This window comes from Massilia sp. AB1, assembly GCF_018119385.1.
Classification (GTDB): Bacteria; Pseudomonadota; Gammaproteobacteria; order Burkholderiales; family Burkholderiaceae_D; genus Telluria.
In genome coordinates this window covers 77,030-99,495 of record NZ_JAGKSG010000020.1, presented here as the reverse complement: position 1 = coordinate 99,495, position 22,466 = coordinate 77,030, and the positions used below count along the sequence as shown (strand labels likewise).

At 64.8% G+C, this 22,466-nt stretch carries 26 protein-coding genes; 15 read left to right on the top strand and 11 right to left on the bottom strand.

All coding sequences use genetic code 11. The annotated features are described in order from the left end of the window. Positions 1-135: 135 nt before the first annotated feature. From J8847_RS13505 to J8847_RS13495, 3 genes are read right to left on the bottom strand one after another with little or no spacing between them, the layout of a single operon-like run. On the bottom strand, positions 136-945 hold the full coding sequence (locus J8847_RS13505; RefSeq protein WP_211525228.1) for a M48 family metallopeptidase: 810 nt from the start codon (positions 943-945) through the stop codon (positions 136-138). Continuing rightward, on the bottom strand, positions 942-1,391 hold the full coding sequence (locus J8847_RS13500; protein ID WP_211525227.1) for a YbjQ family protein: 450 nt from the start codon (positions 1,389-1,391) through the stop codon (positions 942-944). Before J8847_RS13500 ends, J8847_RS13505 begins: the two co-directional genes overlap by 4 nt. After that, complete coding sequence (locus J8847_RS13495) at positions 1,391-1,705, bottom strand: YbjQ family protein (protein WP_211525226.1); 315 nt, start codon at positions 1,703-1,705, stop codon at positions 1,391-1,393. The genes J8847_RS13500 and J8847_RS13495 overlap by 1 nt, the downstream gene beginning before the upstream one ends. A gap of 132 nt (positions 1,706-1,837) precedes the next feature. Between J8847_RS13495 and J8847_RS13490 the strand changes: the two genes are divergently transcribed. The 11 genes from J8847_RS13490 to J8847_RS13440 all read left to right on the top strand — a co-directional run bounded on the left by J8847_RS13490 (position 1,838) and on the right by J8847_RS13440 (position 11,874). Further along, positions 1,838-3,325, top strand: coding sequence for a B12-binding domain-containing radical SAM protein (locus J8847_RS13490; protein ID WP_211525234.1), 1,488 nt, complete (start codon positions 1,838-1,840; stop codon positions 3,323-3,325). Between the two features lie 54 nt (positions 3,326-3,379). Beyond that, positions 3,380-4,513 carry an ABC transporter permease gene (locus J8847_RS13485; protein WP_211525225.1) on the top strand — a complete coding sequence of 378 codons (1,134 nt, stop codon included), beginning with the start codon at positions 3,380-3,382 and terminating at the stop codon, positions 4,511-4,513. Next, entirely contained in the window at positions 4,513-5,364 is an 852-nt protein-coding gene (locus tag J8847_RS13480) for an ATP-binding cassette domain-containing protein (protein ID WP_211525224.1), read from the top strand. The genes J8847_RS13485 and J8847_RS13480 overlap by 1 nt, the downstream gene beginning before the upstream one ends. Before the next feature lies 1 nt (position 5,365). After that, entirely contained in the window at positions 5,366-6,313 is a 948-nt protein-coding gene (locus J8847_RS13475; protein WP_211525223.1) for an MlaD family protein, read from the top strand. 14 nt (positions 6,314-6,327) lie between these two features. Continuing rightward, the gene (locus tag J8847_RS13470) at positions 6,328-6,960 is read left to right on the top strand and encodes an ABC-type transport auxiliary lipoprotein family protein (protein WP_229429719.1); all 633 of its coding nucleotides are present in this window, start codon (positions 6,328-6,330) and stop codon (positions 6,958-6,960) included. Next, complete coding sequence (locus J8847_RS13465; protein WP_211525221.1) at positions 6,957-8,084, top strand: VanZ family protein; 1,128 nt, start codon at positions 6,957-6,959, stop codon at positions 8,082-8,084. The genes J8847_RS13470 and J8847_RS13465 overlap by 4 nt, the downstream gene beginning before the upstream one ends. 50 nt (positions 8,085-8,134) lie before the next feature. After that, on the top strand, positions 8,135-8,467 hold the full coding sequence (locus tag J8847_RS13460) for a ferredoxin (RefSeq protein ID WP_211525220.1): 333 nt from the start codon (positions 8,135-8,137) through the stop codon (positions 8,465-8,467). A 15-nt stretch (positions 8,468-8,482) separates the two neighbouring features. Beyond that, positions 8,483-9,106 (top strand): alpha/beta hydrolase, encoded by a 624-nt coding sequence (locus tag J8847_RS13455; RefSeq protein WP_211525219.1) that lies wholly within the window; start codon positions 8,483-8,485, stop codon positions 9,104-9,106. A gap of 103 nt (positions 9,107-9,209) precedes the next feature. Continuing rightward, a complete protein-coding gene (locus J8847_RS13450) occupies positions 9,210-10,355 on the top strand; it encodes a D-alanyl-D-alanine carboxypeptidase family protein (protein ID WP_211525218.1) in 1,146 nt (381 codons plus the stop codon). A gap of 279 nt (positions 10,356-10,634) precedes the next feature. Continuing rightward, positions 10,635-11,561: an aldo/keto reductase family oxidoreductase gene (locus J8847_RS13445; protein ID WP_211525217.1), complete on the top strand. Its 927-nt coding sequence runs from the start codon at positions 10,635-10,637 to the stop codon at positions 11,559-11,561. 1 nt (position 11,562) lies between these two features. Beyond that, positions 11,563-11,874: a metal-sensitive transcriptional regulator gene (locus J8847_RS13440; protein WP_211525216.1), complete on the top strand. Its 312-nt coding sequence runs from the start codon at positions 11,563-11,565 to the stop codon at positions 11,872-11,874. 13 nt (positions 11,875-11,887) lie between these two features. On the opposite strand, the gene pssA is transcribed toward J8847_RS13440, so the two are convergent. Beyond that, complete coding sequence (pssA, locus tag J8847_RS13435; protein WP_211525215.1) at positions 11,888-12,667, bottom strand: CDP-diacylglycerol--serine O-phosphatidyltransferase; 780 nt, start codon at positions 12,665-12,667, stop codon at positions 11,888-11,890. Between the two features lie 194 nt (positions 12,668-12,861). Between pssA and J8847_RS13430 the strand changes: the two genes are divergently transcribed. Continuing rightward, positions 12,862-13,770, top strand: a complete 909-nt coding sequence (locus tag J8847_RS13430; protein WP_229512798.1) for a CAP domain-containing protein — start codon at positions 12,862-12,864, stop codon at positions 13,768-13,770. Beyond that, positions 13,770-14,357: an Hpt domain-containing protein gene (locus J8847_RS13425; protein WP_229512796.1), complete on the top strand. Its 588-nt coding sequence runs from the start codon at positions 13,770-13,772 to the stop codon at positions 14,355-14,357. Before J8847_RS13430 ends, J8847_RS13425 begins: the two co-directional genes overlap by 1 nt. A 10-nt stretch (positions 14,358-14,367) precedes the next feature. Here the strand turns inward: J8847_RS13425 and J8847_RS13420 are convergent, their stop codons facing one another. From J8847_RS13420 to rpmH, 7 genes are all read right to left on the bottom strand, one after another. After that, positions 14,368-14,574: a hypothetical protein gene (locus J8847_RS13420; RefSeq protein WP_211525213.1), complete on the bottom strand. Its 207-nt coding sequence runs from the start codon at positions 14,572-14,574 to the stop codon at positions 14,368-14,370. Positions 14,575-14,743: 169 nt separating this feature from the next. Further along, on the bottom strand, positions 14,744-15,319 hold the full coding sequence (locus tag J8847_RS13415) for a DUF1439 domain-containing protein (RefSeq protein ID WP_211525212.1): 576 nt from the start codon (positions 15,317-15,319) through the stop codon (positions 14,744-14,746). 67 nt (positions 15,320-15,386) lie between these two features. Next, positions 15,387-16,766 (bottom strand): tRNA uridine-5-carboxymethylaminomethyl(34) synthesis GTPase MnmE, encoded by a 1,380-nt coding sequence (mnmE, locus tag J8847_RS13410; RefSeq protein ID WP_211525211.1) that lies wholly within the window; start codon positions 16,764-16,766, stop codon positions 15,387-15,389. Positions 16,767-16,992: 226 nt separating this feature from the next. Then, entirely contained in the window at positions 16,993-18,663 is a 1,671-nt protein-coding gene (gene yidC / locus J8847_RS13405) for a membrane protein insertase YidC (RefSeq protein WP_211525210.1), read from the bottom strand. Between the two features lie 9 nt (positions 18,664-18,672). Then, entirely contained in the window at positions 18,673-18,933 is a 261-nt protein-coding gene (gene yidD, locus J8847_RS13400; protein WP_211525209.1) for a membrane protein insertion efficiency factor YidD, read from the bottom strand. Continuing rightward, the gene (gene rnpA / locus J8847_RS13395) at positions 18,930-19,337 is read right to left on the bottom strand and encodes a ribonuclease P protein component (RefSeq protein WP_211525208.1); all 408 of its coding nucleotides are present in this window, start codon (positions 19,335-19,337) and stop codon (positions 18,930-18,932) included. Before rnpA ends, yidD begins: the two co-directional genes overlap by 4 nt. A gap of 31 nt (positions 19,338-19,368) precedes the next feature. Further along, a complete protein-coding gene (gene rpmH / locus J8847_RS13390; RefSeq protein WP_078035393.1) occupies positions 19,369-19,506 on the bottom strand; it encodes a 50S ribosomal protein L34 in 138 nt (45 codons plus the stop codon). Between the two features lie 356 nt (positions 19,507-19,862). Here rpmH and dnaA point away from each other — a divergent pair, with 356 nt between their 5' ends. Continuing rightward, positions 19,863-21,257, top strand: a complete 1,395-nt coding sequence (gene dnaA, locus J8847_RS13385) for a chromosomal replication initiator protein DnaA (RefSeq protein WP_211525207.1) — start codon at positions 19,863-19,865, stop codon at positions 21,255-21,257. A 97-nt stretch (positions 21,258-21,354) separates the two neighbouring features. Continuing rightward, positions 21,355-22,461: a DNA polymerase III subunit beta gene (gene dnaN / locus J8847_RS13380; RefSeq protein WP_211525206.1), complete on the top strand. Its 1,107-nt coding sequence runs from the start codon at positions 21,355-21,357 to the stop codon at positions 22,459-22,461. The last annotated feature ends 5 nt before the right edge of the window (positions 22,462-22,466 follow it).

Here is a 22,466-nt window from a genome sequence, read left to right as displayed (position 1 = left end):
TGCTCTGTACTGCTTGCTTGTTCGACGAAGCGTTGTGTTCGTCAGCAGCAGAGGAATGAGATTATGCGGGAGAGGCTGATCTACGTCAACCCTCTTTTTGCGTCGGCACACACTTTTTTGTTGAAGCAAGCAGACTCAAGGATGGTGTAGCGGACGCACTTCGGCTTTGCGCAGTCCGGCCTGCTTGATCGCTTGTTCGATCGCTGCGATCCGCGCGCCCATGGAAGGATGGGAAGCAAGGTAGTGAGCGATGGCGGGGGTATCGTCCTCCTTGCCCAGCGAAGCGAACAATTCGCTCGCGCCGCCAGCATGTCCGTAGCGGCATTGCAGGACCTTGAGCGCCAGCGCATCCGCCGCTGACTCGCGTCCGCGCGAGTAGCCGGATTCGCCCAGCTGCTGCGCCGGCGCCAGCAATCCCGCAGTCCACGAGCCATCCCCGGTAATCAAGGTTGCGACGGTAATGATGACGATGCTGCGCCCCATCCCGCGCAGGTGATCGCGATTGGCCAGGTGCGCCAGCTCATGGGCCAGCACGAAGGCGAGCCCGTTCTCGGACTCGACATGATCCAGCAAGCCGGAGAACACCAGCACGGTCCCACCCGGCATCACGACCGCGTTGGCATCCTTCGACGCCGTCAACCGGACCGTCACGGGCGTGTCGACGCCGGCGCAACTGCGCAAGCTGTCGACCAGCGACTGTATATAGGCTTCCTTCGATTGCAGCGCCTTCACCGGCGCCGGCGCAGGAATCGCAAGCAGGCCGGTCAGCCGCTTCTCGGTCTCCGGGCTCATCCGGTCGACCACGGCATCGATCATCAGGCCGAGCAGCCAGATCCCCGCCACCACCAGCGCCGACAGCGCGCCCAGGATCAGCAGGAAATCCTTGAGGGGATGCTCGTGCGAGATGTTGTCGTTATGCTCGGGAAGCGAGGCCTGGTATTTCATGCGTAATAGATCGCCGTCCCGTAGGCCAGGACCTCGACGCCGGTCACTTCGCCGCGCACGTTCTTCGACAGCGGCATGGTTTCCAGGCGCAGGTTGACGATCTCGCCCGCTCCCGGGCAGCTTTCCTTCAGCCGCAGGACGGCTTCGCGCTTGGCGCGGTCGAGCAGGGTCTCATAGGACTTGACCGGTCCGCCGACCAGGGAACGCAGCGCCGACGCCGCCTTCTTGAAATAGTCCACCGACACCACGACGCTCCCGGTCACCAGTTCGCTGCGCGCCACGGCGCCGCTCCCCAGCGGCTTTTTCAGCGAGGTGGCCGGCAGGTGCACGATCGCCTTTTCGCGTTCGTGGATGGCGCGGTAGTGCCGGGCCTCGGCGGAACGGCCGAAGATATAGCCGAGTGCGATAGGCACCGACCAGAACGCCAGCAGGATCAGGTATTCCATTACTCGACGGTCACCGCGGTGCCATAGACATAGATTTCCGCCGCGCCCGCCGCCACCGACGAGGTCGAAAAGCGCACATTCACGATCGCATTGGCGCCCAGCTGGGACGCCTGCGCCTTCATGCGTTCGGTCGCCTGCTCGCGCGACTCCTCGAGCAGCTCGGTATAACCGCGCAGCTCGCCGCCCACGATGTTCTTCAGGCCGGCCATGATGTCGCGTCCCACATGCTTGGAGCGCACCGAGCTGCCGGAGACGACGCCATGGCAGACCGCGATCGACTTGCCGGGAATGGTTTCAATATTTGTAAGAAGCATGAGCGGCCACCAATAAAAAGAGTGGTTGATTGTAGACACGTAAATTTACTACTGGCAATTCATTATGCATATCTCCGTACCCCCGTGCGCGAGCACAGTAAAATGACGCCTTTGCCGAACCGCCCCGCCGCCATGACCATCCTGCTCAGCACCCTCAACGCTCGCTATACGCACGCCTCGCTCGGCCTGCGTTACCTGCTTGCCAACATGGGCGAGCTGCATGCGCAGACCCGCATCCAGGAATTCGTCATCGGCGCCAAGACCACCGACCTGGTCGAACGCATCCTGGCCCACCAGCCGCGCATCGTCGGCTTCGGCGTCTATATCTGGAACGTCGAGGAAACCACCAGGCTGGTGGCCATGCTCAAGCGGGTCGCGCCGCACATCGCGATCGTGCTGGGAGGCCCGGAAGTCTCCTACGAGACCGGGGAACAGGAAATCGCCAGGCTGGCCGACTACGTGGTCACCGGCTGGGGTGACGTGACTTTCCCCAAGCTGTGCGGCGAGATCCTGAACGGTCCCAAGCCCCTGATGAAGGTGCATGCCGGCGTCCAGCCGCCGATGGGCGACATCGTCCTGCCCTACTCTCTATATAGTGAGGACGACATCGCCCACCGCACGCTCTACGTGGAAGCCTCGCGCGGCTGCCCGTTCAAGTGCGAATTCTGCCTGTCCTCGCTGGACAAGACCGCCTGGCCCTTCCCGCTCGAGTCCTTCCTGGCGGAGCTGGAATCGCTGTACGCACGCGGCGCGCGCCTGTTCAAGTTCGTCGACCGCACCTTCAACCTAAACGTCAAGACCAGCCTGCAGATCATGCAGTTCTTCCTCGATAAGATCGAGGCGAACCCCATTGACCCGGTCTACGCCCACTTCGAGCTGGTGCCCGACCACCTGCCGGAAGCGCTGAAGGAGACCATCGCCAGGTTCCCGCCGGGCGCGCTGCAGTTCGAGATCGGCATCCAGAGCTTCAACCCCGATGTGCAAGCCCTGGTGAGCCGGCGTCAGAACAACGAGAAGGCAGCCGACAATATCCGCTGGCTGTGCGAACACTCCACCGCCCACCTGCACGTGGACCTGATCGCCGGCCTGCCGGGCGAGGACGTGGCCAGCTTCGCGCGCGGCTTCGACCAGCTGGTGAGCCTGGGCGCGCAGGAGATCCAGTTCGGCATCCTCAAGCGCCTGCGCGGCACGCCGATCATCCGCCACACCGAGCCTTTCGGCATGGTCTACGATCCCTATCCACCCTACACCGTGCTGGCCACGAACAAGGTGGATTTCGCCACCATGCAGCGCCTGGTGCGCTTCGCCCGCTACTGGGACCTGGTGGCCAACTCGGGCCGCTTCGCCAACACCACCCGCGCGATGCTGGCCGACGCCCCGTTCGAGAACTTCATGACCTTCTCGGATTGGATCTATACGAAAACGGACGCCACCCACCGCATCGCCCTCGACCGCCTTGCCAAGCTGGTGCAGGAATGGCTGCAGGCGCGCGGCATGGGACGCGAGGAAGCCGCCGCCCTGCTGGCCAGCGACTACGCCGGCAAGGTGGACAAGCCGGCCGTCCAGGCAGTGGCTCCGGCCGCCGCCCCGCAGCGCCAGGTGCGCCACCTGGCCGCCTGATACGCTAGAGGATCGTCGCTGGCGGCGCAAACGATTCTCTTTTACACTGCGACAATGCAGATTGAAAATGCGCCAACATTAACTATCCAGCATTCCGCCTCTGGGGCGGGTCAATCTGTCGTGGCGAACGGGGTCTGGCAGGTGCACGCGCTGTCGCGGCGCGGCACCCTCAAGGGCATCACGCGCCAGCTGGCCACCCTGAAGGACAAGGGCGCCTGCGACTGGGACCTGTCCGGCATCGAAAGCCTCGATCACATCGGCGCCCAGATGTTCTGGAATGCCTGGCACAAGAAGCGCCCGCCGCGCCTGAAGCTCGATCCGCGCCAGGAAGACCTGTTCGCGCGCATCGAAAAGGCCGGCAGCATCAAGCTGCCGCGCCAGCGCCGCAGTCCCCTGCACTGGATCATCACCCTCGGCGCCGGGATCCTGAATTTCTTCGAGCACCTGCGCGCCTTCGTCGGCCTGATCGGGGTCGTGGTGCAGGACCTGGGACGCTTCCTGCGCCGTCCGCAGACCGGCCCGTGGCGCGAGATCTCGGCCAACATCTATCACTCCGGCTTCCAGGCGCTCGGCATCACCGCCATGGTCGGCTTCCTGATCGGGATCGTGCTCTCCTACCTGTCGTCGCAGCAGCTGCGCATGTTCGGCGGCGACATCTACCTGGTCAACATCCTCGGCATGGCCGTGATCCGCGAACTGGGGCCGATGCTGGCCGCGATCCTGGTGGCCGGCCGCTCCGGCTCCTCGATCACGGCGCAGCTGGGCGTGATGCGGGTGACGGAAGAACTCGACGCCATGCTGGTGATGGGCATCTCGCACGGCTACCGCCTGATCATGCCCAAGGTGATCGCGCTGGCGATCTCGATGCCGCTGCTGGTGGTGTGGACCGACGCCATGGCCCTGATCGGCGGCATGGTCTCGGCCAAGATCGAACTGAACCTGTCCTTCCGCTACTTCATCCAGAAGCTGCCAGACGCGGTGCCCTACGTGAACTACACCATCGGCCTGCTCAAGGGCGTGACCTTCGGCGTGCTGATCGCGCTGATCGCCTGCCACTTCGGCCTGCGCATCAAGGCCAACACCGAAAGCCTGGGCCGCGGCACCACCACCTCGGTGGTCACGGCGATCACGGTGGTGATCCTGGCCGATGCGGTGTACGCGATCATCTTCAGCGGAGTGGGGTTCTGATGGCGGACCATAAACGCGGCCCCCAGCGCCTCAACATGCGCCCCGAGGAGGAAGTCGGCGCGCCGGTGGTCCAGATCCGCAACCTGTGGACGCGCTTCGGCCGCACCGTGGTGCACCAGGACCTGAACCTGGACATCTACGGCGGCGAGATCCTGACCATCGTCGGCGGTTCCGGCACCGGCAAGACCGTGCTGCTGCGCCAGATGCTGGGCCTGGAGCGCCCTTCGCAAGGCTCGGTGCACGTGTTCGGCGAGGACATCAGTGCGGCCGAGCCGGAAGACCTGCAGCGCATGCGCAACCACTGGGGCATGCTGTTCCAGCAAGGCGCGCTGTATTCGGCCTTGACCGTGTTCGACAACATCGCCCTGCCCATGCGCGAGCTGCGCGCCCTGCCCGAGGACGTGATCCGCGACGCGGTGCTGCTCAAGATGGACATGGTGGGGCTCGGCCCCGAGCACGCCAACAAGATGCCGTCCGACCTGTCGGGCGGGATGGTCAAGCGCGCGGCGCTGGCGCGCTCCCTTGCGCTCGAACCTCAGTTATTGTTCCTGGATGAGCCGACGGCGGGCCTCGACCCCGACCTGTCGGACGCCTTCGTGGCGCTGATCCAGACCCTGCACCGCGAGCTCAAGCTCACGGTGGTGATGGTCACCCACGACCTCGACACGCTGTTCGCCCTGTCCTCGCGCATCGCGGTGCTGGCCGAAAAACACGTGCTGGCGGTCGGTCCGTCGTGCGACGTGCTGCGCGTCGACCATCCGTTCATCAAACACTTTTTCCTGGGCCCGCGCGGCCAGCGGGCGCTGGAAGTGCTCGAAGAGCGCCAGGCCCAGAACGATTCGGAGACTTGATATGGAAAACAGGTCATATGCCCTGATGACCGGCGTGTTCACGATTGCGCTCCTGATAGCGGCGGTGCTGGTCGGCCTTTGGCTCAACCGCGACAACACCGACTACGACCCCTACGAAATCGTCACCACCCAGTCGATCCCCGGCCTGAACCCGCAGGCGACGGTACGCTACCGCGGCCTGGAAGTGGGCCGCGTCGACGAGATCGTGTTCGACCCGCGCGTCACCGGCCAGATCCTCATCAAGCTGTCGGTGGACGAGAACTCGCCGGTCACCACCACCACCTTCGCCACCCTCGGCTACCAGGGCGTGACTGGGATCGCCTTCATCCAGCTCGACGACGACCGCACCGGTTCGCCGCGCCTGCAGACCAGCCAGGACCGTACCGCGCGCATCCCGCTGCGCCCTGGCCTGCTCGACATGCTGGAAAAGCGCGGCCTGGCGATCCTGGAAAAGACCGAGCAGATCACCGACAGCCTGGCCAAGATCGTCGGCCCGGAAAACCAGCAGACCATCATCGGGGCGTTCGACAGCATCGGCAAGGCCGCCGACGCCTATGCCGCCATTCCGCAGAAGCTGGAGCCGACCATCGAGCGTCTGCCGCAATTGTCGGCCAAGCTGGAACGCAGCCTGGACTCCTTCGACACCGTGGCCGGCAGCGCCAACAGCATGATCAAGAACTACGACCAGCTGGCCATCCGCCTGCAGTCGCCGGACGGCCCGGTCGAGCGCCTGAACGGCGCCATCGGTTCGCTGCAGGCCGCCACCAGCGAGCTGGAACTCGAAACCCTGCCGCACGTGGTGCAGATGACCGACGAGGCGCGCCTGTCGCTGCGCGCCGTGCGCCGCACCGCCAATTCGTTGTCCGAGCGCCCGCAGAGCATCCTGTTCGGCGCGCCGGGCGAGCAGCCCGGCCCGGGCGAGCCGGGCTTCGTGCCCCCGACCAAATGAGGATCACCGTGACCATGATCGCACCACGCCTTCTCAGCACTCTTGCCTTTGCCCTGATCCTCGGCGGCTGCGCCAGCAGCAAGAGCAGCACGCCCTCGACCGTATTCGACTTCGGCCCGGCCCTGCCGGCCGCGCAGGGCGCTGCCGCAGCACCGGCCAGCATGCCCGCCATCGTCGTGATGGACGCCACCGGCGCCGCCATCCTCGACAACGAGCGCATGTACTACCGCCTCAACTACGCCGACGCCCTCCAGGCGCGCACCTATGCCAACAGCCGATGGAGCGGCAACCCGCTGGCCCTGGTGACCCAGCGCGTCAAGACCCGCCTGGCCCAGTCGGGCATGAAGGTGCTGTCGGCCACCGACGCCTCCACCGGCGTACCGATCCTGCGCATCGAAGTCGATGAGCTGATGCACAGCTTCTCCGGCGCGGCGCAGAGCGAAGGCCAGCTGGCGCTGCGCGCCTCCGTCTTCAACGAACACCGCCTGGTCGACCAGCGCAGCTTCTCGCGCACGACGCCGGCCGCCAGCGCCGACGCGGCGGGCGGCGCGCGCGCGCTGGCCCAGAGCCTGGACGCCACCAGCGCCGATATCCTGGCCTGGCTGGCGACCTTGCCCGTGACCTCGCCCCCGACCGTGAGCAAATGACCGAGCCGGAAGTGACCGGCCGCCCGCGCGGCTCGCCGATCTCGCGCGCCACGCTGCTGGCCTACCTGCTGCTGATCATCTACGCCAGCTGGTACCCGTTCTCCGGCTGGCGCGACAGCGGGGTACCGCCGCTCGCCTTCCTCAACCTGGCCAAGCAGCGCTACTGGACCGGCTTCGACGTCACCGTCAATATCGTCGGCTACATTCCCTTCGGGGTGCTGCTGGTGCTGTCGCTCTACCCGCGCATCCGCGGCGTCTGGGCGGTGCTGGCGGCGGCCGTCGGCGGCATCCTGGTTTCCGGGACCATGGAAGCGGTGCAGAACTACCTGCCCAGCCGGGTGCCGTCCAATCTCGACTTCATCACCAATTCCGGCGGCTGCCTGGTGGGCGCCATCCTGGGCGCGCTGTGGGCGCCGCTGCTGCTGGACCGCAGCCGCCTGTTTCATTTGCGGCGGCGCTGGTTCGCTTCGCACGCCAGCCAGGGCCTGGTGCTGGTGGCCTTGTGGCCGCTGGCCCAGATCTACCCGCAGAGCTACCTGTTCGGCCATGGCCAGGTATTGCCCATCATCTCGGGCTGGCTGTCGAAATGGCTGGACGAGGACATCGACCTGGTGGCCATGCTGCGTCCGGGCGCCATGATGAGCGTGGAGCAGTACTGGCTGTCCGAAACCATCATCACCGCCTGCGGCATGACCGGCGCGGCCCTAACCCTGATGTGCCTGGTGCGCCGCGGCGCGCCGCGCTTCCTGCTGATGCTGGCCCTGCTGGCGTCGGCGCTGGTGGTCAAGGCCCTCGCCAGTTCGCTGCTGTTCCGGCCCGATAACGCCTTCGTCTGGGTGACGCCGGGAGCCGAAGGGGGCTTCCTGATCGGCCTGATCATGCTGTCCGGCCTGGTGTTCGCGCCCCAGGTTGCCCAGCGGCGCCTGGCCGTGGTCACCCTGGTGCTCAGCCTCATCGTCGTCAATACGATCCCGGTGAACCCGTATTTCTCCTCGACCCTGCAGGGCTGGGTGCAGGGTAAATTCCTGAATTTCAATGGCGCGGCCCAGTTCCTGTCCCTGATGTGGCCGTTTTTCGCGCTCTGGTTCCTGCTGCTTCCCTCTCACAAGCTCAATCGGCAGTAAAGAACGCGTATCATTGCGCTTTGGCGCCGCCACCTTTCGACGAGAACGACATGAACGACACCAAGGACGCACCGTTTTATCAATACCACGTGTTTTTCTGCATGAACGAGCGGGAAGGCAAGGACGCGCGCCAGAGCTGCGGCAAGTGCGGCGCCGAGAAGGCGCAGAAGCACGCGAAGAAGCGCATCAAGGAACTGAACCTGAGCGGCCAGGGCAAGGTGCGCATCAACCAGTCCGGCTGCCTCGACCGCTGCGAGGAAGGCCCGGTAGTCGTGGTCTACCCGGAAGGCACCTGGTACACCTATGTGGACACGGCCGATATCGACGACATCATCGACCAGCACCTCATCGGCGGCAAGCCCGTCGATCGTTTGAAGATTTAATTAGCAAGAAGGACCATGAATATCCATTCGCACAAGTTCACCCTGGATGGCCACGCCGGCAAGATGCAATGCCTGCTGGACCTGCCCGATAGCGAACCGCGCGGCATCGCGCTGGTCGCCCACCCTCACCCGCTGTACGGCGGCACCATGGAAAACAAGGTGGCCCAGACCCTGGCGCGCACCTTCGTCAACATGGGCTACGCCGCGGCGCGCTTCAACTTCCGCGGCGTGGGCGAATCCGAAGGCGTGCATGACGACGGCCGCGGCGAAGTGGACGACATGGCGATCATGTACGAACACATGCGCGCGCGCTATCCGGACCTGCCGGTGACCCTGACCGGCTTCTCCTTCGGCACCTTCGTGCAGGCCCAGTTCCAGCAGCGCCTCATCGCCGAAGGCCGCCCGGCCGAGCGCCTGGTGCTGGTCGGCACCGCCGCCGGCAAATGGCCGATGCCGCCGGTCCCGCAAGACAGCATCCTGATCCACGGCGAACTTGACGATACGATCACCTTGCAGGAAGTCTACGACTGGGCGCGTCCTCTTGACATTCCGGTCATTGTGATCCCGGGCGCCGACCACTTCTTCCACCGCAAGCTCGGACACATCAAAAATCTCGTTGCACAAATGTGGCATCGGTGAACATTTCGGCGTAACACTGTCCTATAATGTTGGACTTCTCTTGAGGCAATGCTTTAGGGCATTGTCTTGCGCTCCACCACTACTGATTGACTGACACACTCCCATGAAAAAACTGTTCGCGGCCTTTGCCGCCAGCCTGGTGATGGTCTCGGCCAGCGCGCAAACCGTGCCGGCCCCGGCGATCGCCGCCAAATCGTGGCTGCTGCTCGACGCAACGAGCGGCCAGGTCATCGCCTCGCAGGATCCGCATGCGCGCATCGAGCCGGCTTCGCTCACCAAGGTCATGACGGCCTACGTGACCTTCGCCGCGATCCGCGACAAGCGCCTGGCGCTGAACCAGATGGTGACCGTCTCGACCCGCGCCTGGAAAGTCGACGGCTCGAGCTCGAAGATGTTCATCGATCCGGCCACCCCGGTGTCGGTGAACGACCTGCTGCACGGCCTGATGGTCCAGTCGGGCAATGACGCGGCGGTGGCGCTGGCGGAAGCCGTGGCCGGCGACGAAGGCACCTTCGTGACCCTGATGAACCGCGAAGCGCAGCGCATGGGCATGAAGGGCACCCGTTTCGCCAACCCGCACGGCCTGCCGGACGCGAACAACTACTCGACCGCGCACGACCTGGCGACCCTGGCGACCACCGTGATCCGCGACTTCCCCGAGTTCTACAAGATCGACTCGGTCAAGCAGTTCACCTATAACAAGATCACCCAGCAGAACCGCAACCGCCTGCTGTGGCTGGACCCGACCGTGGACGGCATGAAGACCGGCCACACCGATTCCTCGGGCTACAGCATGATCGCCTCGGCGCGCCGCCCGAACGGCACCACCGGCCAGCGCCGCCTGATCTCGGTCGTGCTGGGCACCAGCTCGGACTCCGTACGTACCGCGGAAAGCCAGAAGCTGCTGAACTGGGGCTTCCAGAACTTCGACACCGTCAAGCTGTATTCGAAGGGCCAGGCCATCGCGACGCCGGAAGTGTGGAAGGGTTCGCAATCGAACGTGAAGATCGGCTTCACCCGCGACGTGCTGGTGACCGTGCCGAAGGGCGTGGCGGGCAAGCTCAAGCCGGTGCTCGAGCGTAAGGATCCGCTGGTCGCGCCGCTGGCCCTGAATGGCCAGGTGGGCACGCTCAAGATGATGGCGGACGGGAAGCCGCTGCTGGTGCTGCCGGTGGTGGCGCTGGAAGAAGTGGGCGAAGCGAGCATCTTTGGCCGTGCTTGGGATTCGATGCGGCTCTGGATGCAGTAATCTGCTGTCATTCTTGACGCAAAGCCCGTCCGTGCGAAAGCCCGGGCGGGCTTTTGTTTTGGTGGCTGCGGTGCGGACTTGGGTCCCGGCCTTCGCCGGGACGACGTTGTTTAAGTTTACCTCTAGCCCAAAGACCGTCGTACCTGCCACTGGCAGCTACGACTTCCGGCGAAGGCCGGAACAATGCCACTGGCATTGTTCCGCCCAAGTTCGTCGCGTACCAACACCCCTTGCTCCCACCGCTATAATGATGCCACCACGCCAACAAGAAAGCCCCCCATGACCCACCCGCTCCCCGCCGACCTGCACTGCCCCCGCATCGCCACCCGCGAAGGCGGCCCGGAACTGTCGCGCATCGTGGCCGGCATGTGGCGCATGACCGAATGGGGCATGTCGGTGGAACAGAGAGTCAGCTTCATCGAGCAGTGCGTCGCCATGGGCGTCACCACCTTCGACCACGCCGACATCTACGGCAACTACGGCGTCGAAGGCCTGTTCGGCGAAGCCCTGCGCGCCCAGCCCTCGCTGCGCGACCGCATCGAGCTGGTGAGCAAATGCGGCATCAAGCTGATCTCGCCCGCGCGTCCCGAACACACGATCCAGCACTACGACACCACGGCGCCGCACATCATCGCGTCCGCCGAGGAATCCCTGCGCCAGCTGCACACCGACCGCCTCGACCTGCTGCTGATCCACCGCCCGGACCCGCTGATGGATTTCGACGAGATCGCCGAAGCCTTCACCCGCCTCAGGCAAAGCGGCAAGGTGCTGCACTTCGGCGTGTCGAACTTCACGCGCCACCAGTTCGAGTGCCTGAACCGCCGCTTCGCGCTGGCCACCAACCAGGTCGAATTCTCGCCGCTGACCACGGCGCCGATGTTCGACGAGACCTTCGACGGCCTGCAGGACCTGGGCATCGCGCCGATGGCCTGGTCGCCGCTGGGCGGCGGGCGCCTGTTCAATGCGGGCGACGCCGGCGCCGAGAACCTGCGCCTGGTGATCAAGGAAATCGCCGACCGCCTGCAGCGCCCCTTCGCCAGCGTGGTGTTCGCATGGATCATGCAGCTCCCGAGCCGCCCGCTCCCGCTGACCGGCACCGGGCGCCTGGAAGCGATCAAGGTGGCGGTGGCCGGCGCCGGCTTCACCCTGGCGCGCGAAGACTGGTTCCGCATCCTGCGCGCGGCGCGCGGACACGAGGTGGCCTGAGATGGCCGACGGCCAGCTGAAGATCGTGGAAGGCCGGGCCCTGAGCGCCCAGCAGAAGAAGGATTTGCTGAACCGCCTGGCCCGCATCGAGGGCCAGCTGCGCGGCGTGCAGAAGCTGATCGCGCTGGCCGACGCCCCCGAGGACTGCGACGCGGTCGCCCAGCAGATGGCGGCGGCGCGCAAGGCCCTGGACCGCTCCTTCGTGCAGCTGCTGACCGCCTCGATCCTCACCCAGACCGGCGAAGCCGCCGACCTCGAGGAAGCGCGCCAGCGGGCCGCTCACCTCGCGGCCATGCTGGACAAGTTTGCGTGAGGCTGGCCTGAGCTTAGTCTTCGTACACGCGCGGCGGCGCGACGCCGGTCCAGCCGGTCTTCCAGGCGATGTTCAGCAGCAGCGTCGCGCACACGTAGAGCAGGAAGAACAGCACGAAGAAGCGCGTCTGCAGCAGCGCGAGCAGCAGCGCGCACACGGCCAGCAGGCCGATCATCACTTTGCCGCGCGGGTGCTTGGAGCTGGGGAAGCGGATAGTCGACACCATCAGCGCGCCCACCGCCACCATCAGGCCCGCGATCATGAAGGCCTGGGACATCGAGGTGGCCGGCGCCGGCCAGGCCACCACCACCGAGGCCACGCAGGCCGCGCCCGCGGTGATCGGCATGCCGACGAAATAACGCGGGTCGGTGCGGCCATGGCTGATATTGAAACGCGCCAGGCGCAGCGCGCCGCAGGCCACGAACACGAAGCAGGCCAGGCCGCCCATGCGCACCAGGGTCGGATGGTCCACGCTCATCTGGGCAAAGCCGTAGCAATACAGCAGCAGTCCCGGAGCGCAGCCGAAGTTCATCACGTCGGCGATCGAGTCGAGCTGCACGCCGAAGCTGGACTGGGTATTGGTGGCGCGCGCCACGAAGCCGTCGAGGGCGTCGAACACGCCGGCCAGCACCAGCAGGATCGCGGCCAGGCGGTAATCGTCCGGGTTGCCCACATGGGCGTTGTCGACCGAGATCACGATGCTGCCGAAGCCGCAGGCGATCGACAACAGGGTGACGAAGCTGGGCAGGGCGAACTTGGCGCGCGCGAGGCGCTGCTGGCGGGTCGGGTTCAAATTAGTAACTCGGCAAGAGAATCGATGCCTTATTCTACAGGGCGCAAAATAAGAGTGTGGCCGCTTCACCCCAACCCCATCACGAAAACTGATTTTGCCCTAGAATGTCGCCTTCGTTCTTACGTATTGACAGGAGTTGTAACATGAGCTATATGCCTCGTTGGCAGTCGTTTGTTGTGGCACTCGGAACCGCGATGGCCCTGGCCGCGTGCGGCGGTGGAGGCAGCGACAGCGTTGCATCCGCCCCTTCCGCGCCGGTTGGCTCCACGCCGCCAGCGGATAACCCGACCACGCCAACGGGCGTCAATGCGCCTACCCAGACCGGCAATATCGCCGTGGACGGCCGCGCATGGATCAACTACCGCCGCGCCCAGGCCGGCGTGCCCGTCGTGACCGAGAACGCCGTGATCAACAATGCGGCGCTCGGCCACTCGGAATACCAGCGCATCAACAACATCATGAGCCATGAGCAAGTGCCGGGCCGCCAGGGCTTCACCGGCGCCAACCTGGGCGACCGCCTGAACGCGGCCGGCTATACCCTGTCCAACGGCTATGCCTACGGCGAGATCATCTCGGGCACCACCAACAACTCGGGCTTCTACATGGCCGAAGAACTGGTCACCGCGATCTACCACCGCTTCGTGATGTTCGAGCCGATGTTCAAGGAAATCGGCACGGGCGCGGCCACTTCCGCGAGCGGCTACCACTACTTCACCGCGAACCTCGCCGCGCGCAACGGCTGGGGCGCTGGCATCGCGCGCAACACCCTGGCGACCTGGCCCTTCAACGGCCAGACCCAGGTGACGCCTAACTTCTTCAGCAACACCGAAGAACCGGATCCGGTCCCGAACCAGAACGAAGTGGGCTACCCGATCAGCGTGCACGCCAACCTCGATGCGACGGTGGCGGTGACCAGCTTCACCGTGCGTCCGCGCGGCGGCGCCAACCTGAGCACCCAGCGCGTCGACCCGAGCGGCAACAAGACCGCGGCGGCCATCGTTCCCCTGCAGCCGCTGCGCGCCGCCACCACCTATGACGTGAGCTTCTCCGGCACGGTCAACGGCACGCCGGTGACGCGCGACTGGTCCTTCACCACGCGCTGATGCCGCCAAGCGCCCCTCCTCCGGCCGGCGACCAGGCGATCGACCTGGCGGCTGGCCTCGACCGGATGATGGGCGACCATGCCATGCACCTGCGGGTGCTCGGACGCTTCCGCGCCGACTATCGCGACACGGTGGGCCGCCTGCGCCAGGCGATCGGGGATGGCGAACCGGTGCTGGCGCAGCGCGTCGTCCACACGCTCAAGGGCGCCGCGGCCATGATCGAGGCGCGTGCATTGCGCCAGCTGGCACTCGATACCGAACTCGCCCTCCGCGCACAAGGCAATGCGGATCCCCGCCTGATCGACACGCTGGAAACGGAACTGGCGCGCGTGCTGGTCCAGCTGGACTTGCTGCTGTCGGCGCCCGAGGACACGGGCAGCGGTGCGGCGGCCAGCAGGGGCGAACTGGCCTGCCTGCGCGCCATGCTCGACGTCGGGGACGGCACCGCCCCCGCCCTGCTGGAAGCGCGCCACGCCGCCTTCCTCGCCGCGCTCGGCCCCGAGCGCATGCGCCAGCTCGACACCGCCGTCGGCAGCTTCGATTTCGAGCGCGCGCTCGCGGTACTGGAAAAAAACAGGGGGAGCTGAGGCGGTCCGCTCAGCGTGTGTATTCCGCTTCCTCGTCGAAGGAATCGGCGCAGGTCTTGCCGCAGAAACGGCGTACGCTGTCGAGCGGCTTCTCGCAATACCAGCACGATCCCTTGGCCGGAAGGCTCTGGCGGGAAGGCAAAGGGCTCACCACGGCCGCAATGGGCGGCTCGGCGGGCAGCCCGTTGTCCGGAAAACTCTCGTGTGTCGTTTCCAAGATCCACCCCCTAACACGGCTGCCTGAAGTTTAAAAAAGATTACTTCAGTGGAATACCGTGTGCATGAGAAAGCTCAATCAGCCCGACACAGTGTGCGCCCAATGCCCTGCCCGCGCAATCCTGTACTTATCGACAGGCTTGATTTGAAGCATCACCGCAACAATTCCCCTAACGCACCGGCTCCAGGGTGACGAGCAGGCCGCGCCGCGTGGTGCGGATGCGGGTCGGGGTGAACTGTATGCCGGCGTAGCGCAGGTCGTCCGTGTTGAAGGAATAGACCGGGATATCGCGCGCCAGGATGCCCATCATGCCGTTGGCGACCTTGGCCATCTGGCGCTCGGCCAGGCCGCTGCCTGCGCCGAAATCGAGGCGGTCGACGCGCGGCTCGGCCATCATCACGGCCAGGCGGCCGGGATCGACGTACAGGCGGCCCGAGAAGGCAAGGCTGCCGTTCCAGGACTGGCTCATGAAAGGCGGGCTGACCGAGGCGTCGAGGGCCAGCCCCACGCGGTCGGTTTCCGGCTCGACCGACAACAATGGCCGCGAGAAGCGCACGTTGAGCATGTCGAGCATGCGGCTGTCGAGCGGAAAACGGCGCTCCAGGCCGGCCTGCAGCTTGTGCAGGGGCAGCTCGACCTCGCGCGGGCCGGCCAGGTTGGCGCAGGAAGCCAGCATGCCGGACAGGGCCAGCACGCCGGCGAGGCGGAAAATGGTTCGGCGGGGTTGGGTGATAAGCGGCTGCATCGTGACGACTCTCCTTGGATGGCTAGCCTAGCACGAGCCTCCGCTCATTGCCGCTTATTTACCACGCTTATTTACCAATACAGAAGCGGCTGAAAATCACGCCCAGCAGATCGTCCGGCGTGAATTGCCCGGTGATGCTGGAGAGTTGATCCTGGGCCAGGCGCAGCTCCTCGGCGAACAGGTCGAGCGACTGGTCGTCCTGCATCGCGTGCTGGCGCGCGAATTCCAGGTGCTCGCGGGCGGCGCGCAGGGCGATCAGGTGGCGTTCGCGCGCCAGGTAGAGCGATTCGCCGGTCTGCTGCCAGCCGGCGATGCGCAGCAGCTCGGCGCGCAGCAGCTCGATGCCGATCTTCTCGTGCGCCGACAGGTACAGGTGGGTGGCGTCCGAGCCGTCCTCTTTCGAAGGCTTGTGGCCCGACAAGTCGATCTTGTTCCAGATGCGCACCACCGGCACGCCCTGCGGGAAGGCGGCCACGATGTCCTCGTCGGCCTTGCTCGGTCCCAGGCTGGCGTCGAGCAGGTGCAGGATCACGTCGGCCTTGCCGACTTCGCCCCAGGTGCGTTCGATGCCGATGGCTTCCACCACGTCCACGCCTTCATCCACTGCGCGGATGCCGGCGGTGTCGATGATGTTGAGCGGGATGCCTTCGATCTGGATGGTCTCGCTCACCTTGTCGCGTGTGGTGCCGGCGATCGGGGTGACGATGGCCACGTCGGCGCCGGCCAGGGCGTTCAGCAGCGAGGACTTGCCGACGTTCGGCTGGCCCACCAGCACCACGTTCAGGCCTTCGCGCAGCAGCGCGCCCTGCGCCGCCTGGCGGAACACGTTTTCCAGCGATTCGATGATGCCGGCCAGCTGGCCGCGCGCGTTCGATTTCTCGAGGAAGTCGATTTCCTCTTCCGGGAAGTCGAGGGTGGCTTCGACCAGCATGCGCAGGTTGATGGTCTGGTCGACCAGCTTGTGCACCACCTGCGAGAAGGCGCCCGACAGCGACTGCGAGGCCGACTTGGCGGCGGCTTCGGTGGAGGCGTCGATCAGGTCGGCCACGGCTTCGGCCTGGGCCAAGTCGAGCTTGTCGTTCAGGAAGGCGCGGCGGGTGAATTCGCCCGGTTCCGCCAGGCGCAGGCCATGTTCGGCGCCGGCTTCCAGCACGCGCTGCAGGAGCATCTGCAGGACGATGGGGCCGCCGTGGCCCTGCAGCTCGAGCACGTCTTCGCCGGTGTAGGAATGCGGGCCCTTGAAATAGAGGGCGATGCCCTGGTCGATCACGCTGCCGTCCGTGGCCTTGAAGGGGATGTAGGTGGCGTGGCGCGGGGCCAGTTTGGTGCCGGGGAACAGGGCGTCGATCAGCGGGGCCAGCGACTTGCCGGAGGCGCGCACGACGCCGATGCCGCCGCGGCCGGGGGCGGTGGCGATGGCGGCGATGGGGGAGGTGTCGAGTTTCATGGGGGGATTGTAAGGGATTCGGGGGGGTGGGGGTGTGCTGGCAAACTTGGGTTCCCGCCTGCGCGGGAACGACGGTGATGGGCAGCGGACTACCGGCATCTGCATCATTCCGCTAGCCTTAAAACCGTCATCCCCGCGAAGGCGGGGATCCAAGTTTGCTCGCAGACCGGCAACGCAATAAAAAAACCCGCGCCAGGCGCGGGTTTTTCACGAAGCCGCCGAAGAATTACTTCGCCGTCTCGAACTTCTTGGTAATCACCCACTGCTGCGCGATCGACAGGATGTTGTTGACCACCCAGTACAGCACCAGGCCCGACGGGAAGAAGAAGAAGATGACCGAGAACGCCAGCGGCATGAACAGCATCATCTTCGCCTGCACCGGATCGGTCGGCTGCGGGTTGAGCTTGGTGGTGATGTACATCGACACCGCGTACAGGATCGGCAGGATGAAGTACGGATCCGGCTGGGTCAGGTCGGTGATCCAGCCCACCCACGGCGCGCCGCGCATCTCGACCGAGGCCTGCAGCACCCAGTACAGGGCGAAGAACACCGGCATCTGCACCAGGATCGGCAGGCAGCCGCCCAGCGGGTTGATCTTCTCGGCCTTGTACAGCTCCATGGTGGCCTGCTGCATCTTCATCGGGTCGTTCTTGTAGCGCTCGCGGATCGCCTGCATCTTCGGCGTCACCACGCGCATCTTCGCCATGCTGCGGTAGCCGGCGGCCGACAGCGGGAAGAACAGCAGCTTGATCAGGATGGTCAGGGCGACGATGGTCCAGCCCCAGTTGCCCAGCAGCGAGTGCAGCTGGTCCATCACCCAGAAGATCGGCTTGGCGATCACGGTCAGCATGCCGTAGTCCTTCACCAGCTCCAGGCCCGGTGCGATCTTTTCCAGGGTCTTTTCATCCTGCGGACCCGAGTACAGGCGGGTGTCGGTCGACACGGTCGCGCCCGGGGCCACGGTGCCCAGCGGCTGCACGGTGCCGATCGCATACAGGTTGGCCGCGATCTTCTTGGTGTAGATGTCGCGCTGCACCTTGTCGGCCGGGATGAAGGCCGAGACGAAGAAGTGCTGCGAGATCGCCACCCAGCCGTTGTCGGCCTTGGTCGAATGCTCGGCCTTGTTCTTCTCGATCTCTTCGAAGGTCAGCTTCTGGTACTTGTCGGCTTCGGTGTACAGGGTCGGGCCGGTATAGCTCGACATGAACCACGAATCGTTGGCCGGCTTGTTGCCGTCATGCTGGAGCTGCAGGTAGAGCGAAGGCTGGACCGGCGCTGCGCCGACGTTGGTCACGTCGTGGCGGATGCCGATCACGTAGTCGCCCTTGCGGAAGGTGAAGGTCTTGGTCAGGCGCACGCCACCCTGCTCCGCATCCATCACGAGCTGGATCTGGTTGCCGCCATTCAAGGTGCGCACGCCCGGACGGACGGTGTACACGGTGTTGTGGTTCGGCAGGACACCGGCGGCGCTGGTGCCGATCAGGCCGGTCTGGCCCAGGTAGACGTTGTTGCCGCCCACGTCGAACAGGACCTGGTTCTTGGTCTTGTCGAAGTGGTCAGGGTACTGCAGCAGTTCGAGGCGCTTGATGACGCCGCCGGCGCTGTCGATGTTGACCTTCACCACGTCGGTGGTGATGGTGACGATCTGGCTGACCGGGGCGGCAGAAGCGGCCGGTACGGCGGCCGGCGCACCCGGGGTCGCCGGGACGGCGGTGCTGCCCGGCTGGGCGGCGGTGGGCACGTCGGACGGCTTGGCCGGCTGCTGCTGGGCGACCTTGGCCGGCGGCGCCGGCGAGAACAGCGACTGTTTACCGTTGGCCACCATCCAGTTGTTCCAGAGAACAATCAGGGAGACGGCGAACACGATCCACAGGACGGTACGTTTATTGATATCCATTGGGTCTAGTCAGGAATGATGACAGCCTGGGGAGGCTGGTGAGGAATCCTTGGTGCGCGCGGGCGGCACCAGGTCGACGCCACCCGCATTCCACGGATGGCAGCGGCACACGCGGCGCGCGGCCAGCAGCGAACCGCGCGCGGCGCCATGGATGCGCAGCGCTTCGATCGCGTAAGTCGAGCAGGACGGGAAGAAACGGCATTTCTGCCCGAGCATCGGGGACAGCAGCAGCTGGTAGCCGCGGAGCAACCAGACAAGCAGCGTCTTCATGATGATGGGGCCGAAGGATTGCCGGAAGCGCGGCGCGGACGCTGCGAGGCGAACAGGCGCGCCAGCTCGGCGCGCAGCTCGGCCTTGAGGGCGCGCGTGGTGGCCGGGCCGTCCTTGCTGTTGACCGGGCGCGACAGGCGCACGATGCAATCGACGGCCTGGAGCTCGCTGGTGCGGAACAGTTCGCGGGTGACGCGCTTGATCGTGTTGCGCGTGACCGCGCGCGGGGCGAAACGCTTGGCCGCGACGACGCCCAGCCGCGCATGCGGCAGCGTGCTGGGACGGGTATAGAGCACGAAATGCGCGGATTTTTGTGCCGGCCGCAAACGAAAAACGGATGAAAATTCATCCGTTTTAACGATGCGCCGAGCGCGCGCGAAGTCGTGCGAACCTTCGCCTGTCATGGCCAACCGCGTCGCTCTGCGGCTTGCCGGCTTAGACGACTGCCAGGCGCTTGCGGCCCTTGGCGCGGCGGGCGTTCAGAACCTGACGGCCACCACGGGTAGCCATACGTGCGCGGAAGCCGTGCGTGCGCTTGCGACGAACGACGGAAGGTTGGTAAGTACGTTTCATGGTGGTCTCGCTTAAAGCAAAAGAAATTGCAAAATCGGGTCTGACGTCTCGTCGTCAGGATTCGGCGCCAATGACAGTTCGCAGATGTTAAGCCAGCGTCACGCCACAGCAGATACTCTTCGCCCGGACTGCATCCGCTGTTAGTGACAGCTTGATAAGGTGACCGGACGGGGAACCCTGAATTAGACCCTAGTTCCGGCCCAGCTGTCAAGGCGGCTGTTGTTTCGCGGACCAGTCCCCAACTCTGCCAAAGGTGCTCCACCAAGTGCTCATCCAGTTGAAAATAGTAGCGACAACCTGTGGATAACTACCGAAGAGACAGGTAAAATAGCGTGTTACGTATCAATTAGCGAAGTATGGAAAACTTTTGGCAGACCTGTTCCGCGCAGCTGGAGCTCGAATTGACGCCCCAGCAATACAGTGCGTGGATCAAACCGCTGGTCGCCCTCGACTACGAAGACGGCAAGCTGCGCATCGCCGCGCCCAACCGCTTCAAGCTCGACTGGGTGAAGACGCAGTTCGCCACGCGCATCACCGAGCTCGCCGCCCAGTACTGGGAAGCGCCGGTGGAGGTGCAGTTCGTGCTCGACCCGAAGAACAACCCGGCCAAGAAGCCGGTGGTTTCCACTTCGTCCGGCGCCGGCGCCCAGGGCCTGGATGCCCCGCGCCCTGCCCCGGTTCCGGATAACCAGACCCAGAACCTGAACATCGCCAACTCGCCCAAGCGCGAGCAAAGCCGGATCAACACCGAGCTGACGTTTGACAGCTTCGTGACCGGTAAGGCGAACCAGCTGGCGCGCGCCGCCGCGATCCAGGTCGCCAACAACCCGGGCATCTCGTACAACCCGCTGTTCTTCTATGGCGGCGTGGGCCTGGGTAAGACCCACCTGATCCATGCGATCGGCAACCAGGTCATGGCCGACCAGCCGGGGGCGCGCATCCGCTACATCCACGCCGAGCAGTACGTGCGCGACGTCGTCACCGCCTACCAGCGCAAGGGCTTCGACGACTTCAAGCACTATTACCACTCGCTCGACATGCTGCTGATCGACGATATTCAATTCTTCGGCGGCAAGAGCCGTACGCAGGAAGAGTTCTTCTATGCGTTCGAAGCGCTGATCGCGGCCAAGAAGCAGATCATCATCACTTCGGATACCTATCCGAAGGAAATCACGGGCATGGACGACCGCCTGATCTCGCGCTTCGACTCGGGCCTGACGGTGGCGATCGAGCCGCCGGAGCTCGAGATGCGCGTGGCGATCCTGCTCAAGAAGGCGCAATCGGAAGGCGTTACGCTGAACGACGACGTGGCCTTCTTCGTGGCCAAGCACCTGCGCTCCAACGTGCGCGAGCTGGAAGGCGCGCTGCGCAAGATCCTGGCTTACTCGCGCTTCCACGGCAAGGACATCACGATCGACGTGGTGAAGGAAGCCCTGAAGGACTTGCTCTCGGTGCAGAACCGCCAGATCTCAGTGGAAAACATCCAGAAGACAGTCGCGGACTTCTTCAACATCAAGGTCGCGGACATGTATTCGAAGCGCCGCCCGGCGAACATCGCCCGCCCGCGCCAGATCGCCATGTACCTGGCCAAGGAACTGACGCAGAAGAGCCTGCCGGAGATCGGCGAGCTGTTCGGAGGCCGCGACCACACCACCGTGCTGCATGCGGTGCGCAAGATCGCCCAGGACCGCCAGAAGAACGCCGAGTGCAACCACGAGCTGCACGTGCTGGAACAGACCCTCAAAGGGTAAACCGCCTCCCTTGGCCCGGGTTTGTGTTTAGTCCGGGCAATTGGCAAAATAGTGCAATAGCAATAAATCACGAAAACAACTCAGATCGAGGATAACTATGCAATTGGTCAAATCCACCCGAGACACGCTTCTCCGGCCACTGCAGATCGTGAGTGGTATTGTCGAGCGTCGGCACACTATGCCGATTCTGGCCAATATCCTCATTCGCAAGAACGGTGAAAGCGTGTCCTTCCTGTCGACCGACACCGAAGTCCAGATCACCACGCTGGCCAACATCGGTTCGGGCGACGAGGTGACGGGCACGACTGTGGCCGCGCGCAAGCTGCTGGACATCCTGCGCGCGCTGCCGGAGTCGGGCGACGTGACCATGACCCTGCAGAACAAGCGCCTGGCCGTCCAGAGCGGCAAGTCACGCTTCGCCCTGCAGACCCTGGCGGCCGAGGAATTCCCCACCGTTTCGGTGGCCGACAGCTACAACGCCTCGGTGACCCTGCCGCAGAAGACGCTGAAGCACCTGTTCAACATGGTGCACTTCTCGATGGCCCAGCAGGACATCCGCTACTACCTGAACGGCCTGCTGCTGGTCCTGGACGGCAACAACATCATCGCCGTGGCGACCGACGGCCACCGCCTGGCCTTCTGCCAGGTGGCGTCGGAGCAGTCCTTCGAGCGCCAGGAAGTGATCATCCCGCGCAAGACCATCATCGAACTGCAGCGCCTGCTGGAAGAAAGCGATGAGGAAGTCCGCCTGGACATCGCGGCTTCGCAGGTCAAGCTGACCTTCGCCGACATCGAGCTGGTCTCGAAGCTGGTCGAGGGCAAGTTCCCTGACTACACCCGCGTGATCCCGAAGGGCTACAAGAACGACTTCACGATCAGCCGCGACGAGCTGCTGCGTTCGCTGCAGCGCGCCGCGATCATGACCAGCGACAAGTTCAAGGGTGTGCGCTGCATCATCACCCCGGGCAGCATGAAGATCAGCTCGACCAATGCCGACCAGGAAGAGGCGGTGGAAGAACTCGAGATCGATTATGGCGGCGACGCGATCGACATCGGCTTCAACGTCACCTACCTGCTCGACGTGCTGAACAACCTGAAGTGCGACCAGGTGAACATCGCCCTGGGCGACTCGAACTCGTCGGCGCTGATTTCGATTCCCGACAATGGCGACTTCAAGTATGTCGTCATGCCGATGCGCATTTAAGTAAT

What these genes read in the sequence shown, in the direction of transcription:
- J8847_RS13505 (WP_211525228.1), bottom strand. Translation starts at nt 945, where the DNA reads ATGAAATACCAGGCCTCGCTTCCCGAGCATAACGACAACATCTCGCAC.
- J8847_RS13500 (WP_211525227.1), bottom strand. Translation starts at nt 1,391, where the DNA reads ATGGAATACCTGATCCTGCTGGCGTTCTGGTCGGTGCCTATCGCACTC.
- J8847_RS13495 (WP_211525226.1), bottom strand. Translation starts at nt 1,705, where the DNA reads ATGCTTCTTACAAATATTGAAACCATTCCCGGCAAGTCGATCGCGGTC.
- J8847_RS13490 (WP_211525234.1), top strand. Translation starts at nt 1,838, where the DNA reads ATGACCATCCTGCTCAGCACCCTCAACGCTCGCTATACGCACGCCTCG.
- J8847_RS13485 (WP_211525225.1), top strand. Translation starts at nt 3,380, where the DNA reads ATGCAGATTGAAAATGCGCCAACATTAACTATCCAGCATTCCGCCTCT.
- J8847_RS13480 (WP_211525224.1), top strand. Translation starts at nt 4,513, where the DNA reads ATGGCGGACCATAAACGCGGCCCCCAGCGCCTCAACATGCGCCCCGAG.
- J8847_RS13475 (WP_211525223.1), top strand. Translation starts at nt 5,366, where the DNA reads ATGGAAAACAGGTCATATGCCCTGATGACCGGCGTGTTCACGATTGCG.
- J8847_RS13470 (WP_229429719.1), top strand. Translation starts at nt 6,328, where the DNA reads ATGATCGCACCACGCCTTCTCAGCACTCTTGCCTTTGCCCTGATCCTC.
- J8847_RS13465 (WP_211525221.1), top strand. Translation starts at nt 6,957, where the DNA reads ATGACCGAGCCGGAAGTGACCGGCCGCCCGCGCGGCTCGCCGATCTCG.
- J8847_RS13460 (WP_211525220.1), top strand. Translation starts at nt 8,135, where the DNA reads ATGAACGACACCAAGGACGCACCGTTTTATCAATACCACGTGTTTTTC.
- J8847_RS13455 (WP_211525219.1), top strand. Translation starts at nt 8,483, where the DNA reads ATGAATATCCATTCGCACAAGTTCACCCTGGATGGCCACGCCGGCAAG.
- J8847_RS13450 (WP_211525218.1), top strand. Translation starts at nt 9,210, where the DNA reads ATGAAAAAACTGTTCGCGGCCTTTGCCGCCAGCCTGGTGATGGTCTCG.
- J8847_RS13445 (WP_211525217.1), top strand. Translation starts at nt 10,635, where the DNA reads ATGACCCACCCGCTCCCCGCCGACCTGCACTGCCCCCGCATCGCCACC.
- J8847_RS13440 (WP_211525216.1), top strand. Translation starts at nt 11,563, where the DNA reads ATGGCCGACGGCCAGCTGAAGATCGTGGAAGGCCGGGCCCTGAGCGCC.
- J8847_RS13430 (WP_229512798.1), top strand. Translation starts at nt 12,862, where the DNA reads ATGGCCCTGGCCGCGTGCGGCGGTGGAGGCAGCGACAGCGTTGCATCC.
- J8847_RS13425 (WP_229512796.1), top strand. Translation starts at nt 13,770, where the DNA reads ATGCCGCCAAGCGCCCCTCCTCCGGCCGGCGACCAGGCGATCGACCTG.
- J8847_RS13415 (WP_211525212.1), bottom strand. Translation starts at nt 15,319, where the DNA reads ATGCAGCCGCTTATCACCCAACCCCGCCGAACCATTTTCCGCCTCGCC.
- mnmE (WP_211525211.1), bottom strand. Translation starts at nt 16,766, where the DNA reads ATGAAACTCGACACCTCCCCCATCGCCGCCATCGCCACCGCCCCCGGC.
- yidC (WP_211525210.1), bottom strand. Translation starts at nt 18,663, where the DNA reads ATGGATATCAATAAACGTACCGTCCTGTGGATCGTGTTCGCCGTCTCC.
- yidD (WP_211525209.1), bottom strand. Translation starts at nt 18,933, where the DNA reads ATGAAGACGCTGCTTGTCTGGTTGCTCCGCGGCTACCAGCTGCTGCTG.
- rnpA (WP_211525208.1), bottom strand. Translation starts at nt 19,337, where the DNA reads ATGACAGGCGAAGGTTCGCACGACTTCGCGCGCGCTCGGCGCATCGTT.
- rpmH (WP_078035393.1), bottom strand. Translation starts at nt 19,506, where the DNA reads ATGAAACGTACTTACCAACCTTCCGTCGTTCGTCGCAAGCGCACGCAC.
- dnaA (WP_211525207.1), top strand. Translation starts at nt 19,863, where the DNA reads ATGGAAAACTTTTGGCAGACCTGTTCCGCGCAGCTGGAGCTCGAATTG.
- dnaN (WP_211525206.1), top strand. Translation starts at nt 21,355, where the DNA reads ATGCAATTGGTCAAATCCACCCGAGACACGCTTCTCCGGCCACTGCAG.